The 14,380-nt window shown below is 71.6% G+C and carries 12 protein-coding genes and 1 pseudogene; 2 read left to right on the plus strand and 11 right to left on the minus strand.

Annotated features, from left to right (window positions below; all coding sequences use genetic code 11):
* The 4 genes from pgl to tkt are packed head-to-tail and all read right to left on the minus strand — an operon-like array spanning position 1 to position 5,682.
* Positions 1 to 732 (minus strand): 6-phosphogluconolactonase, encoded by a 732-nt coding sequence (gene pgl / locus FHP29_RS12155; RefSeq protein ID WP_139623112.1) that lies wholly within the window; start codon positions 730 to 732, stop codon positions 1 to 3.
* The gene (gene pgi / locus FHP29_RS12160) at positions 729 to 2,429 is read right to left on the minus strand and encodes a glucose-6-phosphate isomerase (RefSeq protein WP_139623113.1); all 1,701 of its coding nucleotides are present in this window, start codon (positions 2,427 to 2,429) and stop codon (positions 729 to 731) included. Before pgi ends, pgl begins: the two co-directional genes overlap by 4 nt.
* A 5-nt stretch (positions 2,430 to 2,434) precedes the next feature.
* Entirely contained in the window at positions 2,435 to 3,538 is a 1,104-nt protein-coding gene (gene tal, locus FHP29_RS12165) for a transaldolase (protein ID WP_139623114.1), read from the minus strand.
* A 32-nt stretch (positions 3,539 to 3,570) separates the two neighbouring features.
* Entirely contained in the window at positions 3,571 to 5,682 is a 2,112-nt protein-coding gene (tkt, locus tag FHP29_RS12170) for a transketolase (protein WP_139623115.1), read from the minus strand.
* Between the two features lie 154 nt (positions 5,683 to 5,836).
* Between tkt and FHP29_RS12175 the strand changes: the two genes are divergently transcribed.
* On the plus strand, positions 5,837 to 6,754 hold the full coding sequence (locus FHP29_RS12175; RefSeq protein WP_420813419.1) for a heme o synthase: 918 nt from the start codon (positions 5,837 to 5,839) through the stop codon (positions 6,752 to 6,754).
* A 147-nt stretch (positions 6,755 to 6,901) separates the two neighbouring features.
* Here FHP29_RS12175 and FHP29_RS12180 read toward each other — a convergent pair whose 3' ends face one another.
* The 7 genes from FHP29_RS12180 to FHP29_RS12210 all read right to left on the minus strand — a co-directional run bounded on the left by FHP29_RS12180 (position 6,902) and on the right by FHP29_RS12210 (position 14,024).
* Positions 6,902 to 7,747 carry a COX15/CtaA family protein gene (locus FHP29_RS12180; RefSeq protein ID WP_240044467.1) on the minus strand — a complete coding sequence of 282 codons (846 nt, stop codon included), beginning with the start codon at positions 7,745 to 7,747 and terminating at the stop codon, positions 6,902 to 6,904.
* A 2-nt stretch (positions 7,748 to 7,749) separates the two neighbouring features.
* Positions 7,750 to 8,517 carry an ABC transporter permease gene (locus FHP29_RS12185; protein WP_240044468.1) on the minus strand — a complete coding sequence of 256 codons (768 nt, stop codon included), beginning with the start codon at positions 8,515 to 8,517 and terminating at the stop codon, positions 7,750 to 7,752.
* Complete coding sequence (locus tag FHP29_RS12190) at positions 8,514 to 9,452, minus strand: ABC transporter ATP-binding protein (RefSeq protein ID WP_240044469.1); 939 nt, start codon at positions 9,450 to 9,452, stop codon at positions 8,514 to 8,516. The genes FHP29_RS12185 and FHP29_RS12190 overlap by 4 nt, the downstream gene beginning before the upstream one ends.
* 23 nt (positions 9,453 to 9,475) lie before the next feature.
* On the minus strand, positions 9,476 to 11,161 hold the full coding sequence (locus FHP29_RS12195; protein ID WP_139623117.1) for a flavin monoamine oxidase family protein: 1,686 nt from the start codon (positions 11,159 to 11,161) through the stop codon (positions 9,476 to 9,478).
* The gene (locus FHP29_RS12200) at positions 11,158 to 11,976 is read right to left on the minus strand and encodes a carbon-nitrogen hydrolase family protein (RefSeq protein WP_139623118.1); all 819 of its coding nucleotides are present in this window, start codon (positions 11,974 to 11,976) and stop codon (positions 11,158 to 11,160) included. Before FHP29_RS12200 ends, FHP29_RS12195 begins: the two co-directional genes overlap by 4 nt.
* 115 nt (positions 11,977 to 12,091) lie before the next feature.
* Positions 12,092 to 12,547 carry an Lrp/AsnC family transcriptional regulator gene (locus tag FHP29_RS12205; RefSeq protein ID WP_139623119.1) on the minus strand — a complete coding sequence of 152 codons (456 nt, stop codon included), beginning with the start codon at positions 12,545 to 12,547 and terminating at the stop codon, positions 12,092 to 12,094.
* Between the two features lie 4 nt (positions 12,548 to 12,551).
* A complete protein-coding gene (locus FHP29_RS12210) occupies positions 12,552 to 14,024 on the minus strand; it encodes an amino acid permease (RefSeq protein ID WP_139623120.1) in 1,473 nt (490 codons plus the stop codon).
* Positions 14,025 to 14,157: 133 nt separating this feature from the next.
* Here FHP29_RS12210 and FHP29_RS21715 point away from each other — a divergent pair.
* Positions 14,158 to 14,380 (plus strand): annotated as a pseudogene (locus FHP29_RS21715) (hypothetical protein); the annotation flags it as partial.

Raw genomic sequence — 14,380 nt, forward strand, 5'->3', positions numbered from 1 at the left:
TCAGATGAGGGAGGCCGCGGGGCGATCGAGGAACCAGATCGTCTCCGCCTTGCCGGCGACTCCGCGGGCGGGGGTCTCGGCGATCGAGCCGTCGTCGGCCAGGGCGCGGCGGACGGCGTCGGACTTGGGCTCGCCGCTCACCAGGAACCACACGGACTGGGCGCGGTTGAGGGCCTCGAAGGTCAGGCTGACCCGGTCGGGCGGGGGCTTGGGGGAGTCGTGGACGGCGACGGTGATCGCGCCCGTGGCGTCCAGGCCGGGGTGTCCGGGGAAGAGCGAGGCGACGTGGCCGTCGGGACCGACGCCGAGCATCAGCACGTCGAAGTCGCCGCTGCCCTCGGCCCGGAAGGCGTCGGCGTACGACGCCGCGGACTCCTCGGCCGAGGCGACCTCGTCGGCGGCCGGCGCACTGTGCACCCGGAAGGCGCCGACCTCCTCGAGGAACGCCGCCCGTGCCTGGTTGATGTTGCGGTCGGGGGAGTCGGAGGGGACGAAGCGCTCGTCGCCGAACCAGATCACCACGCCACCCCAGTCGACGCCGGACTCAGGCGCGAGGCGTGCGATCTCACGGTGGACGGCCTCGGCGATCGACCCGCCGGTGAGGCCGATGTGCGGCACCTGGCCGGCCGCCTGAGCGTCGGCGATCCGGTTGAGGAGCTCGCCGGCGACCGCCGTCGCCAGCGCGTCCGCGTCGTCGTGGACCTCGATCAGGGGCTGCGGCCGGTCGGTCATCGCGTTCGTTGCTCCCGGTAGTAGTCGATCATCGCGCGGGTGGAGGCGTCCTGCTGGGCCAGCGCGCCGGCCTCGCCGGCCACCGCGGGGGCGATCTGCATGGCCAGCTGCTTGCCGAGCTCGACGCCCCACTGGTCGAAGCTGTCGATGCCCCAGACGATGCCCTGGGTGAAGGTGATGTGCTCGTAGAGCGCGATCAGCTGACCGAGCGCGGTCGGCGTGAGCGCCGGCGCCATGATGGACGTCGTCGGCCGGTTGCCCGGGAAGACCCGCGCCGGCACTATCGCCTCGTCGGTGCCCTCGGCGCGCACCTCGTCGGGGGTCTTGCCGAACGCGAGCGCCTTGGTCTGCGCGAGGAAGTTGGCGAGCAGCAGCTCGTGCACGTCGGTGTCGCCGTCGCGGAGCGGGTGGGCGGGCGTGGCGAAGGCGATGAAGTCGGCGGGGATCAACCGGGTCCCCTGGTGGATCAGCTGGTAGAACGCGTGCTGACCGTTGGTGCCCGGCTCGCCCCAGAACACCTCACCGGTGTCGGTGGCGACCGGCGTGCCGTCCCAGCGGACGCTCTTGCCGTTGGACTCCATCGTGAGCTGCTGGAGGTACGCCGCGAAGCGGTGCAACGACTGCGCATAGGGCAGGACGGCGTGCGACGAGGCGCCGAGGAAGTTGGTGTACCAGACGTTCAGCAGACCCATCAGAGCCGGGACGTTGGCCTCGAGAGGAGCGCTGCGGAAATGCTCATCGATGGCGTGGAAGCCCGCGAGGAACTCCTGGAACCGCTTCGGGCCGATCGCGACCGCGAGGGAGGTGCCGATCGCCGAGTCGACGGAGTAGCGGCCCCCGACCCAGTCCCAGAAGCCGAAGGCGTTCGCGGGGTCGATCCCGAACTCGGCCACCTTGTCGAGCGCGGTCGACACGGCGACGAAGTGGCGAGCCACGATCGGCCCGTCCTCGCGGCCCGCGTCGGCGTCCGCGGCGCGGATCCCGTCGAGGAGCCACGAGCGGCACAACCGCGCGTTGGTCAGGGTCTCGAGCGTGCCGAAGGTCTTGCTCGCGACGATGAAGAGCGTCGTCTCGGCGTCGAGTCCGGCGAGGGTCTCGGCGTCGAGTCCGGCGAGGGTCTCGGCCGCGTCGGTCGGGTCGATGTTGCTGATGAAGCGGCACTCCAGGCCGTCCTGCACGTAGGCCTTGAGTGCCTCGTAGGCCATCACCGGGCCGAGGTCCGAGCCGCCGATGCCGATGTTGACGACCGTCCGGATCGGCCGGCCCGTGAACCCGCGCCACGTGCCCGATCGCACGTCCTCGGCGAACGCGTAGACCCGGTCGAGGACCTCGTGGACGTCGCCGACGACGTCCTGCCCGTCCAGCTCCAACGACGCGTCGCGGGGGAGCCGGAGCGCGGTGTGCAGCACGGCGCGGTCCTCGGTGACGTTGATCCGCTCGCCGGCGAGCATGGCGTCGCGGCGGGCCTCCAGGCCCACCTCGGCCGCCAGGTCGCGCAGCGCCTTCCAGATCTCCGGTGTGACGAGGTTCTTGGACAGGTCGACGCGCAGATCGCCCGCGGTCAGCGTCGATCGGCGTACCCACTCCTCGTCGGCGAGCGCGCGCCGCAGGTCGGGCTCGTAGGCGGCGGCGAGCTCGGTCAGCCGCCGCCAGGCGTCGGTGGTGGTCGGGTCGATGGGGGAGGCTGCTGTCGGCATGGCCGTCAGCGCGCCTTCTCCATCTGGCCCTCCACGGTCTCCACGAGCTCGGTCCACGAGACCTTGAACTTGTCGACGCCTTCGGTCTCGAGGACGACGAACACGTCGTCGAGGTCGACGCCCGCCGCGGAGAGCCGGTCGAAGACCTCGTGCGCCTGGTCCGCCTTGCCGGTGACCTGGTCGCCCTCGACCTCGCCGTGGTCGGCGAAGGCCTGCAGCGTCTTCTCCGGCATCGTGTTGACCGTGTCGGCGACGACGAGGTCGGTGACGTAGAGGGTGTCGGGGTACGCCGGGTTCTTCACCCCCGTCGAGGCCCACAGCGGGCGCTGCGGGTTGGCCCCGGCCGCGGCCAGCGACTGCCAGCGATCGGAGGCGATGACCTCCTCGAACGCGGCGTAGGCGAGCCGCGCGTTGGCGACGGCGGCCTTGCCCCGCAGGGCGAGGGCCTCGTCGGTGCCGATCTTGTCCAGGCGGGCGTCGATCTCGGTGTCGACGCGCGAGACGAAGAACGACGCCACCGACTGGATCGTCGACAGGTCGATGCCCGCGTCGCGCGCCCGCTCCAAGCCGGTGAGGTAGGCGTCCATCACGGCGCGATAGCGCTCGACGGAGAAGATCAGGGTGACGTTGACGCTGATCCCCTCGGCGATGGTCGCGGCGATGGCCGGCAGCCCCTCGAGGGTCGCGGGGATCTTGATCAGGGCGTTGGGCCGGTCGACGGCCTCCCACAGGGCCTTCGCCGACGCCACGGTGGCCTCGGTGTCGTTGGCCAGGGTCGGCTCCACCTCGATCGAGACCCGCCCGTCCGCCGGGTGCTCCGCGGCCACCGGGGCGAGGACGTCGCAGGCGTTGCGGACGTCGTCCGTCGTGAGCGCGAAGATCACCTCGTCGACCCCGACGCCGCCCTCCACGAGCTGGCGCACCTGCGCGTCGTACCGCTCGCCGTTGGCGATCGCCCCGGCGAAGATCGTGGGGTTGGTGGTGACTCCCACCACCGACCGGTCGCGGACGAGCTCGGCGAGGTTGCCGGTCTCGATCCGCTCCCGGGACAGGTCGTCGAGCCAGATGGACACCCCCGCGTCAGCGAGGGCCTTCAGTCGATCGGTCATGAGTTCCTCCTGCTGCGGTGGATGCGTGCGGATCAGTCGCGTGCGGCGGCGGCGATGCTCTCCCTGGCGGCCTGCACGACTGCCTCGGGCGTGAAGCCGAACTCGCGGAACAGGGTGCCGGCGTCGGCGCTGGCCCCGTAGTGCTCGATGCTGACGATCCGGCCCTTGTCGCCGACGTACTCGCGCCAGCCCTGCTTGATGCCGGCCTCGACGGAGACGCGCGCCTTGACCGTCGGCGGGATGACCGCGTCGCGGTAGGCCTGTGTCTGCTCCTCGAACCATTCCTGACAGGGCATGGAGACGACCCGCGCGTTGACGCCCTCGGCGGCGAGCTGGGCACGCGCGGCCACGGCGTACTGGACCTCGGAGCCGGTCGCGATCAGGACCACGTCGGGCTGGCCGCCGTCGGCCTCGAGCAGGACGTAGCCACCCTTCGCGACGCCCTCGGTCGTGGCGTAGCCGTCGGTGCCGCGCGGGAAGGTCGGGACGTTCTGGCGGCTGAGGATCAGCCCGGCCGGGCGGTCGCTGTTGCGCAGCACCTGCAGCCAGGCGGCAGCGGTCTCGTTGGCGTCGGCAGGGCGGACGACGTCGAGGCCGGGGATCGCACGCAGCGCGGCGAGGTGCTCGATCGGCTGGTGCGTCGGACCGTCCTCGCCGAGGCCGATCGAGTCGTGGGTCCAGACATGGACGACCGGCGCCTGCATGAGCGCGCCGACGCGCACCGCGCCGCGCATGTAGTCGGAGAAGGTGAGGAAGGTGCCGCCGAAGACGCGGGTGCCGCCGTGGACGGCGATGCCGTTCATGATCGCGCCCATGCCGTGCTCGCGGATGCCGAAGTGCAGCACGCGGCCCTGATAGGGGTCGCCCTGCCACTCCTCGACCGAGCGGTCGAGCGGGAGGAACGACTTCGCGTCCTTGATGGTCGTGTTGTTGGAGCCGGCGAGGTCGGCCGAGCCGCCCCACAGCTCCGGCATGAGCGGCGCGAGGGCGTTGATGACCTTGCCGGAGGCAGCGCGCGTGGCGACGCCCTTCGCGTCCGCCTCGAAGACCGGCAGCGCCTCTTCGATGCCGTCGGGCAGGCGGCGCTCCTTGATCCGGTGGAGCAGGGCGGCCTGCTCGGGGTTGGCGGCGGCCCACGCGTCGTACTTCTCGTTCCACTCCGCGGCCCAGACCTTGCCGCGCTCGAGCAGGCCGCGGGTGTGGTCGAGGACCTCGGAGGGGACCTCGAAGGTCTTGTCCGGGTCGAAGCCGAGGATCTGCTTGGTGGCGGCGACCTCGTCGGCGCCGAGTGCGGAGCCGTGGGCCGCCTCGGTGTTCTGCGCATTGGGGGCGGGCCAGGCGATGACCGTCTTGAGCACGATCAGCGAAGGCTGGTCGGTGACCTCGTCGGCCGCCTTGATGGCGGCGTAGAGGGCCGGCACGTCCTCCTCGTAGTTGGCGAGGTCGTTGTGGTCGGTGCCGGTCCAGTCGACGGTCTGGACGTGCCAGCCGTAGGCCTCGTAGCGCTTGGCGACGTCCTCGTTGAACGCGATGTGGGTGTCGCCCTCGATCGAGATCCGGTTGGCGTCGTAGATGACGGTGAGGTTGCCGAGCTCCTGGGTGCCGGCGATCGAGGACGCCTCGCTGCTCACGCCCTCCTCGAGGTCGCCGTCGGAGGCCAGCACGTAGACGTGGTGGTCGAACAGCGACGGGCCGTCGCCGGCCCCCGGGTCGAGCAGGCCCTTCTCGCGCCGGGCGGCCATCGCCATGCCGACGGCGTTGGCGACGCCCTGGCCGAGCGGGCCGGTGGTCACCTCCACGCCGGCGGTGTGGCCGAACTCCGGGTGACCGGGGGTCTTGCTGCCCCAGGTGCGCAGCGCCTGGAGGTCGCCGATCTCGAGGCCGAAGCCACCGAGGAAGAGCTGGGTGTAGAGCGTGATCGAGGAGTGTCCGCAGGACAGCACGAAGCGGTCGCGAGCCATCCACGACGGGTCGGCGGGGTCGTGCCGCATCACCTTCTGGAACAGCAGGTACGCCGCCGGCGCCAGGCTCATCGCCGTACCCGGGTGGCCGTTGCCGACCTTCTGGACGGCGTCCATCGCGAGCACGCGTGCGGTGTCGACAGCCTTGCCGTCGAGGTCGGTCCAGTCCAGCTCCGGAATCATGGCTCCGAGCCTACCGAGCCCCGTGGCGAGCGCGACATCGGCTCGGTGCCCGGCCGACGCTCGTCTCGGGCTACACTCGGACCGCTCCGCCCCCTGCCCGCGAGGCCCTTCGAGGAACTTTGCCGTGACCTACGTCGACCCGACCAGCCCTGATCTGCTGGCTGACGACGAGGGACCGCAGAAGGCGACCTTCCGCGACGTCGTCATGGCGTACGTCGGGCTGACCAAGCCCCGGGTCATCGAGTTGCTGCTCCTCACGACCGTGCCCGTGATGTTCTTCGCCGCGCGCGGGGTGCCCGCCCTCGGCCTGGTCGTCGCCACTGTGGTCGGCGGGACGCTGTCCGCGGGCTCCGCCTCGGTGTTCAACTGCGTCTACGACCGCGACATCGACGAGCAGATGCGACGTACCCGCCGTCGGGCGCTGCCGCGCCACATCGTCACTCCCGGTGCTGCCCTGGTCTTCGGCGTGGTGCTGGGTGTGCTGTCGACGGTCATCCTCTGGGCATGGGTGAACCCGCTCTCCGCGATCCTGTCGGTGAGCGCCAACGCGTTCTACGTCTTCGTCTACACGATGCTGCTCAAGCGGCGCACGACCCAGAACATCGTGTGGGGCGGGATCGCCGGTTGCTTCCCAGCCCTCATCGGCTGGACCGCCGTCACCGGCGAGCTCTCGTGGGTCCCGATCGTGCTCTTCGCCGTGGTGTTCTTCTGGACCCCGCCGCACACCTGGGCGCTCGCGCTGCGCTATCGCGAGGACTATGCGCAGGTCGACGTCCCCATGCTGCCGGTCGTGAAGTCGGCGCGGGTCGTCGCACTCCAGATCGTCGTCTACTCGTGGGTGATGGTGGCGACCTCGCTGCTGCTGTGGCCGGTCGCCGGCACCGGCCCCGTCTACCCCGTCGCCGCGGGTGTCCTCGGAGCGGTCTTCCTGGTCCAGGCCCACGGTCTCCACCGCCGGGCGAAGACCTCCGACGAGCTGAGCGTGCTGCAGCCGATGCGGCTGTTCCACTCCTCGAACCTCTACCTCAGCCTGCTCTTCGTCGCCGTCGCGATCGACCCCCTGCTGCACTGAGCGCGTCGAGTTGCCCCGAACTCACCGTTGAGTTGCCCCAAACTCACCGTTGAGTTGCCGCACGCCCCGGGTCGGGGCAACTCGACATGTAGTTCGGGGCAACTCGACATGTAGTTCGAGGCAACTCAACGGTGAGATGGGGGAAACTCAACGGGGGTGGGTGGTGACGACCACGCGGGCGAGGCCTGCTGCCACGAGCGCGGCGCCCAGCATGTGCAGGCCGACCAGGATCTCGGGGAGATCGGTGAAGAACTGGACGTAGCCGAGGAGACCCTGGGCGAGCTCGACCGCCAGGAGTACGCCGGCGAAGCGGGCGAGCGCGCGGGCGCCGTGCTTGCGAGCGGTCAGGAACAGGGCGCCGGTGAGGAGGACGAGCAGCCACACCGAGAAGCCGTGCACGTGGGAGACGATCTCGGGGTCGAGCCCGGTACGACGGGAGTCCAGGTCGCCGGAGTGCGGGCCGGAGCCGGTGACGACGGTCCCGAGCCACAGCACCAGCCAGCCCACGACGAAGGTGGCCCGCGCCAGCCGTCCCGCAGCCGCGGACGCCCCCGCACGTGCGGGCCCGACCAGCTCGTCCAGGATCCAGACGCAGACGCCGACCATCGCCATCGACACGAGCAGATGGAATGCCACGATCCAGGGGTTCAGGTCGGTGAGAACGGTGATCCCACCCACGACCGCCTGGGCCGGAATGCCGGCGAGAACGACCAGTCCGAGGGTGCGCACGCGCCCACCGCGCTGCCAGGCCGCGACGACGAAGGCCACGGCGATCGCGAGCAGGACGTAGGTCAGCAGCCGGTTGCCGAACTCGATCACGCCGTGCACGCCCAGGGCTCCGTGGGTCGTGTAGGACTCCTCGGTGCACTTCGGCCAGGTCGGGCAGCCGAGTCCCGACCCGGTGAGGCGCACCGCGCCGCCGGTGACCACGATGCCGATGTTGGCGACGAGGTTGGCCCAGGCGAGCGGCACCAGCCGGCGGCTGAGGAACACGGTCACTCCCACTTGAACGTCCGGGCGGTCAGGGCGGAGCCGAGGACGGTCCAGACGAGCAGCACGACCAGATCGCGTACGGCGACCGCTCCGTCGCACGCGGAGCGGACCGCCTCGCCGAGCGCCCCCGAGGGCAGCCAGCGCACGACGTCCCCGAGGCCGCCGTACAGCGACGCCGGGAGGATCACGGCGCCGCCGGCGAGGAGGAGCAGGTAGACGAGGTTCGCGGCGGCCAGGGTGGCCTCGGCCCGCAGGGAGCCGGCGAGCAGCATCCCGAGCGAGGCGAAGGCCGCGGTGCCGAACAGGGCCGCGACGACCAGGGCCAGCACTCCGCCGAGACCCGACGGGCCCGACCAGCCGAGCGCGAAGCCGACCCCGCCGATCACGACGAACTGGAACACCTCGACCAGCAGCAGCGCGAGCACCTTCCCGCCGAGCAGGGTCGCGCGCGACAGGGGAGCGGTGCCGAGCCGCTTGAGCACGCCGTAGCGGCGCTCGAAGCCGGTGGCGATCGCGAGCGACGTGAACGCCGTCGACATCACCGCCAGGGCGAGCACGCCGGGCGTGAGGACGTCGATCGGCCGGCCGTCGAGGTCCAGGCCGACGCGCTCGATGCCGCGCACGGCGCCGACGAGCACGATCACCGGGATGACCACGGCCAGCAGGAGCTGCTCGCCGTTGCGCAGCATCAGCCGCGCCTCCATCCCGGCCTGGGCCAGGAGCTGACGGGCCACGGGGGCGGCGCCGGGTGCCGGCGCGAAGGTCGTCACAGGGTCTCCCTGCCGGTGAGCTCGAGGAAGACGTCCTCGAGGTTGCGCTGGCCCAGGGACAGCGACTCGGGCAGGACGTCGTGCCTCGCGCACCAGCTGGCGACGGTGGCCAGGGTGGAGCTGTCGGCGGGTCCGGAGAGCTGGAGGCTCAGCGGGTCGAGCACGGTCAGCTCCGTCCCGTCGCCGAGCGCGCGGACCAGCTCCGCCGGCGCTCCCTCCGGGAAGGGCTGGGTGACGACGATCCGGATGGTGGCGACCGTGCCGCCGCGGGTGAGCTCGAGCGGCGTCCCGCTGGCGACCAGGCGTCCGCGGTCGAGGATGTGGACCCGGTCGGCGAGGCGCTCGGCCTCCTCGAGGTAGTGCGTGGTCAGCACGACGGTCGCGCCCGCGGCGCGCAGCTCCTCGAGCAGCTCCCACACGGCCCGGCGGATCTGGGGGTCCATCCCGGCGGTCGGCTCGTCGACGAAGACCAGCTCCGGACGCCCGATGAGGGCGAGCGCGAGCCCGAGCCGCTGCTGCTGGCCACCCGAGAGCCGGCGGTACGGCGTCCGGCCGCACTCGTGCAGGGCCAACCGCTCCATCAGGAGGCCGACGTCCTGCGGATGCGCGTGCAGCCGGGCGAAGTGGCGCAGCATCTCCTCGGCCCGCGCACCGCTCCACGCTCCGCCGGACTGGAGCATCACGCCGATCCTCGGCAACAACGCGGCGCGCTGGCGCACCGGGTCCAGGCCGAGGACCCGGACGGTCCCGGCCTGGGCGCGTCGGTAGCCCTCGCAGGTCTCGAGCGTGGTGGTCTTCCCGGCGCCGTTCGGGCCCAGGACCGCGGTGATGGTGCCCCGCTCGACGGTCAGGGAGAGCGCGTCGACGGCGAGCTTGTCGCCGTACCTCATCACCAGTCCGTCGACCTCGACAGCATGGTCTGGAGCGTGAGGCACGGCGACAGTCTAGGAACGCCCCGTCAGACCCCGTCGGGCAGGGCCAGCGGCGCGAGCTCGGCGAACCGGTCGCCGGGCCCCGGGTTCTCCGGGGCGCTCCCGCCGCCGAAGTGCCGAGCCACGCCCCACACCGCGTTGAGGGCGGTCGTGACCGCGCCCTCGGCCCAGCCCGCGGTCCACGAGATGTCGTCGCCGGCCAGGAAGATGCCGCGCCGGTGCTCGGGGAGCTCGTCCTGCACGAAGTGCGTGAAGAGCCGCCGCTGGTAGCGGTAGTGCCCCGGCAGGTTGGCCTTGAACGCGCCCATGAAGTTGGGGTCGGACTCCCACGAGACGGTGATCGGGTCGCCGACGATGTGCGAGGCGATGTCGACGCCCGGGTAGATCTTGCGCAGCGAGTGCAGCTGTAGCCGGACCCGCTCCTCGACCGGCAGCGCCAGCCACTTCAGGGCGTCGTCGTTCCACGTGTAGGACAGGCAGATCGACGCGGCGCCGTCATCCTCGAGGAGGTACGTCGCCCGGTTGAGCCGGTCGGTGAGCGTCATGCTCATCACGTCGCGCCCGGTGGCCGGGTCGACGTCCTTCCAGAACGGCCGGTCGACGCGGACGAACGTCTTCGACGACTGCATGTAGTGGGTGCGCTCCATCGCCATCCACATGTCGGGCGAGAAGAGCGTCTCGTCGACGTCGATGCGCGCGGAGAGCAGCCACACCTGGCAGGTGACGACCACGGAGTCGTAGGAGCGGGTGGAGCCCCAGCGGTCGGTGACCTCGATCCGGCCGTCCTCACCGCGGTGGATGCGCGCGACGCCGGGCATCGGCGCGCCGCCGTGCAGGATCTCCAGGGACGTCCCGGCGGGCCAGTGCGCGCAGTCCGGGGTGTCGCGCCACAGCCCGACCGGCAGCTGCTGGGCGCCGCCGCGGATCATCTGGTGGTCCTCGTCGGCGTTGGTGAAGATCACCCGCAGGATCTCGAGCATCGAGTTGGGGAAGTCGGTGTCCCAGCCGCCCGTGCCGAAGCCGACCTGGCCGAAGACCTCGCGGTGGCGGAAGCTGCGCGCGCCGAACGCCTTCGAGTTGGCGAGGAAGCCGGAGAACGTCTCCTCGTCCAGGCTGAGGACCAGCTGGTTCCACAGCTCCTTGAGGCGGGGGACGTCGCGCTGCGCGATCGCCTGCTGCATCTCGGCGAAGCCGATCTCGCCGAGGGCCTCGTGCCAGGCGTCGGCGACGTCCTTGAGGAAGTCCGGCAGGTCGTCGTACCCGCGGGCGTAGAAGGACTCGCCCCCGAGCTCGACGACGGTGCTCGGCGTCGCCTCGGAGAGCGGGTTGGGGAACGGCGCGGTCCGCAGGCCGAGCCGGTCGATGTAGTGGAAGAGCGCGCGCGAGGACAGCGGGAAGCGCATGCCGCCGAGCTCGGCGATGGGACCGTGCGCGCCGCCGAACGGCTGGGAGCGCAGGCGCCCGCCGATCTGGTCGGCCTCGTAGACGACGGGCCGCAGGCCCATCCGCATCAGCTCGTAGGCGGTCACCATGCCGGACAGGCCGCCGCCGATGATGGCGACCTCGCGGCCGTGCTGCTCCGGCGGCACGGAGCCGAGGCCCGCCGGGTGGGCCAGGTGCTCGTCGTACCCGAACGGGAAGTCGGGGCCGAGCATCGTGATGTCGGCGGGCTGGGTGAGCGCCGCGTCGGGCGTGGTCTGGCCGGTCGTCATCGGGTCAGTCCTCCATAGACCTCGGGCCGGCGGTCGGCCAGGTGGGTGTTGGCACGGCGCGCGTCGTCGAACGCGGCCGAGGTGAGCGTGCCGACGAGCAGGGTCGGCCGCTCGTCGGCGCGGTCCAGGTCGACGCCGTCGGGTCCGACGACGCAGCTCAGGCCGGTGTAGGTCAGGTCGTTCTCGGTGCCGGCGCGGTTGGCGTAGGCGACGGCCATCTGGTTCTCGAAGGCGCGGGCCGGCACCAGCAGCGTGCTCACGGCGTCGTACGGCGCCATCAGGGCGGTCGGGCAGGCGAGCAGGTCGGCGCCGGCGAGGGCCACCATCCGGACCTGCTCGGGGAACTCGACGTCGTAGCAGACGAGCAGGCCGACCCGGTAGCCGTCGATCTCGCCGACGGCGGGCGTCCCGTCGCCGGGCACGTAGGCGCCGGCCTCGTCCGGTCCGTAGAGGTGCGCCTTGCGGTGGCGGGCCAGGACCGTGCCGTCCCGGTCGACGATCTCGGCGGAGATGTGGACCTGCTCGCCGTCGCGCTCGGGCCAGCTCCACGCGATGGCCAGGGCGTGACGCCGGGCGAGCTCCGCGACGGCCTGCGCCATCGGACCACCGGCCGGCTCGGCGATCTCGGCGGCCTGCGGCGCGATGTCGTAGCCGGTGAGGGTCAGCTCCGGGCACACGAGGAGCCGGGCGCCACGCGCGGCGGCGTCGCCCGCGACGGCGGCGAGCGAGGTCAGCGCGGCGGGGACGTCGAGCAGGGGGCCGTCGGGCTGCCAGACGGCGACGACGAGCTGGTCGGCGCGGGTGGTGTCGGTCACGGGACAAAACTAGGGCCGGGCGGACACAAGATCGAGCCGTCTGCATTGCCCGCTGGCAACGATTGATTGCGTGGAATCCACCAGAGGTGGCGATCCGTTGCGCAGTCTGGGCGACTCACTCGGGGAGACTGCCCTGCTCGCGTCGTACCAGCGGTGAGAGCACGAGCTCGCTCTTGGTGCGCACCATGAACGGCTCGCTCGCGATCCGCTCGACGACCTGCTCGAAGTGCCGGATGTCGGAGGCGAGGATGTGCAGGATCGCGTCGGCCTCGCCGGTGACCGTGGAGGCCGAGACGACCTCGGGATGCCGGTCGACGGCCTTGAGGATCTCGGCGGGCGTCGTCGAGCCGCGGCAGTAGATCTCGACGAAGCCCTCGGTCGCCCAGCCGACGACCGACGGGGCGACCCGCACCGTGAAGCCGGTGATCGCACCGGACGCCACGAGCCGGTCGACCCGTCTCTTGACCGCTGGAGCCGACAGCCCGACCCGGTCGCCGATCTGGGCGAAGGTCGCTCGGCCGTCCTCGAGGAGGACGCCGATGATCAGGCGGTCGAGCTGATCGAGCTGCATGCGCTCATTGTGTCGGAAGGACGCCCTCCGGGGCCGTGTCGGCGAGCCGGGAGTGGCGACGCCCGTAGCCGGCGTACAGGCCGAGGCCGAGCACCATCCAGCCGACGAAGACGATCCAGGTCGAGGCGCCGAGGCTGAGCATCGCGTAGCCGCACAGCAGCGCGCCCAGCACCGGCACGACCGGGGCGAACGGGACCCGGAAGGTGCGCGGCAGGTCGGGCCGGGTCCGGCGGAGCACGATCACGGCGACGTTGACCAGGGCGAACGCGAACAGGGTGCCGATCGAGGTGGCGTTCGCGAGCTCGCCGAGCGGGACGGACGCCGCGAGGAGGCTGACGAACAGCCCGACCACGAGGGTGTTGGCCCGCGGGACACCGGTGCGCGCGTCGACCTTCGAGAAGAGCGGCGGGACCAGACCGTCGCGCGACATGGCGAAGAGGATCCGGATCTGCCCGTAGAGGACCGTGAGCACCACGCTCGCGATCGCCACCACGGCGCCGAGGGACAGCAGGCCCACCGCGAGCGAGCCGCCGCCCGACTGGTCGACGATCCGGGCCAGCGCGGCCTCGGTGCCCTCGAACCGGTCCCAGGGCAGGGCGCCGACGGCGGCGAGCGCCACGAGGCAGTACAGGACGGTGACGATGCCGAGGGAGAGCATGATCGCGCGCGGCAGGTCGCGCTGCGGGTCGCGCGCCTCCTCGCCGGCGGTCGAGGCGGCGTCGAAGCCGATGTAGGAGAAGAAGAGGGTCGCGGCGCCCGAGCTCATCCCGGCCAGGCCCAGCGGGAACAGCGGGGTCAGGTTGCCGGCGCGGAACGCGGTGAACGCGATCGAGCAGAACAGCAGCAGGGCGAGGATCTTGATGACGACCATGACCGTGTTGGCGCGCGCGCTCTCGGTGACCCCGCGCAGGAGGACCAGCGTCGCCAGGACCACGACGACCAGGGCCGGCACGTTGAAGTAGCCCCCGGACCCGGGCGGCTGGCTCCACGCGTCGGGGATCGTCACGCCGATCGTGGCGTCGAGCAGCTCGTTGACGTACTGGCCCCAGCCGACGGCGACGGCGGCGACGGACACGCCGTACTCGAGCACCAGGCACCACCCGCACACCCAGGCCGCGAGCTCGCCGAGCGTGGCGTAGGAATAGGAGTACGACGAGCCGGCGGCCGGGATCATCCCGGCCAGCTCGGCGTACGACAGGGCGGAGAGCAGCGCGATCACACCGGCCAGCACGAAGGAGATGACGACCGCGGGCCCGGCGACGGGCACGGCCTCTCCCAGCACCACGAAGATGCCGGTGCCGAGCGTCGCGCCGATGCTGAGCATGGTCAGGTGGCCCAGGCCGAGGGTGCGGCGCAGGTGGCCTCCCTCTCCGGAGCCGGCATCGGCGACGAGGCGCTCGACCGGCTTGCGGCGGGTGAGCTGCACCCGGAGGGCGGGGGAGGACGCGGCCGGGGCGTCGGGCGATGTCGAGGTCACGACGAGAACCGTACGGAGGGTGATCGGCGTCACGTAAGCGACGTGAGTTGCGCTTCTGCACAAGATTCTTGCGCGAGAACCCTCTCGGGCGGAGCTTTGTTTCGCACGAGCCTGCGGGCCTACGCTGGCGGCCGTGAACCCCTGGCTGTACGGCGTCGCGCTCGCGCTCGCCACCGCGATGGCCGTGCTCCTGGTGGTCGACCTGATCCGGGACCGCGCGGCCCAGGACTCGCACTTCGTCGGGCTGGCCGTGGTCGAGGTCGTGATGCTCGCGCAGCTCGTCGTCGGACTGGTCGCGCTGGCGCGCACCGACCGCGACGTCGAGGGCGCGGTCTTCGTGAGCTACCTCGTCACCA

It is taken from the genome of Nocardioides albidus, assembly GCF_006335005.1.
In the GTDB taxonomy this organism is placed as follows: domain Bacteria; phylum Actinomycetota; class Actinomycetes; order Propionibacteriales; family Nocardioidaceae; genus Nocardioides; species Nocardioides albidus.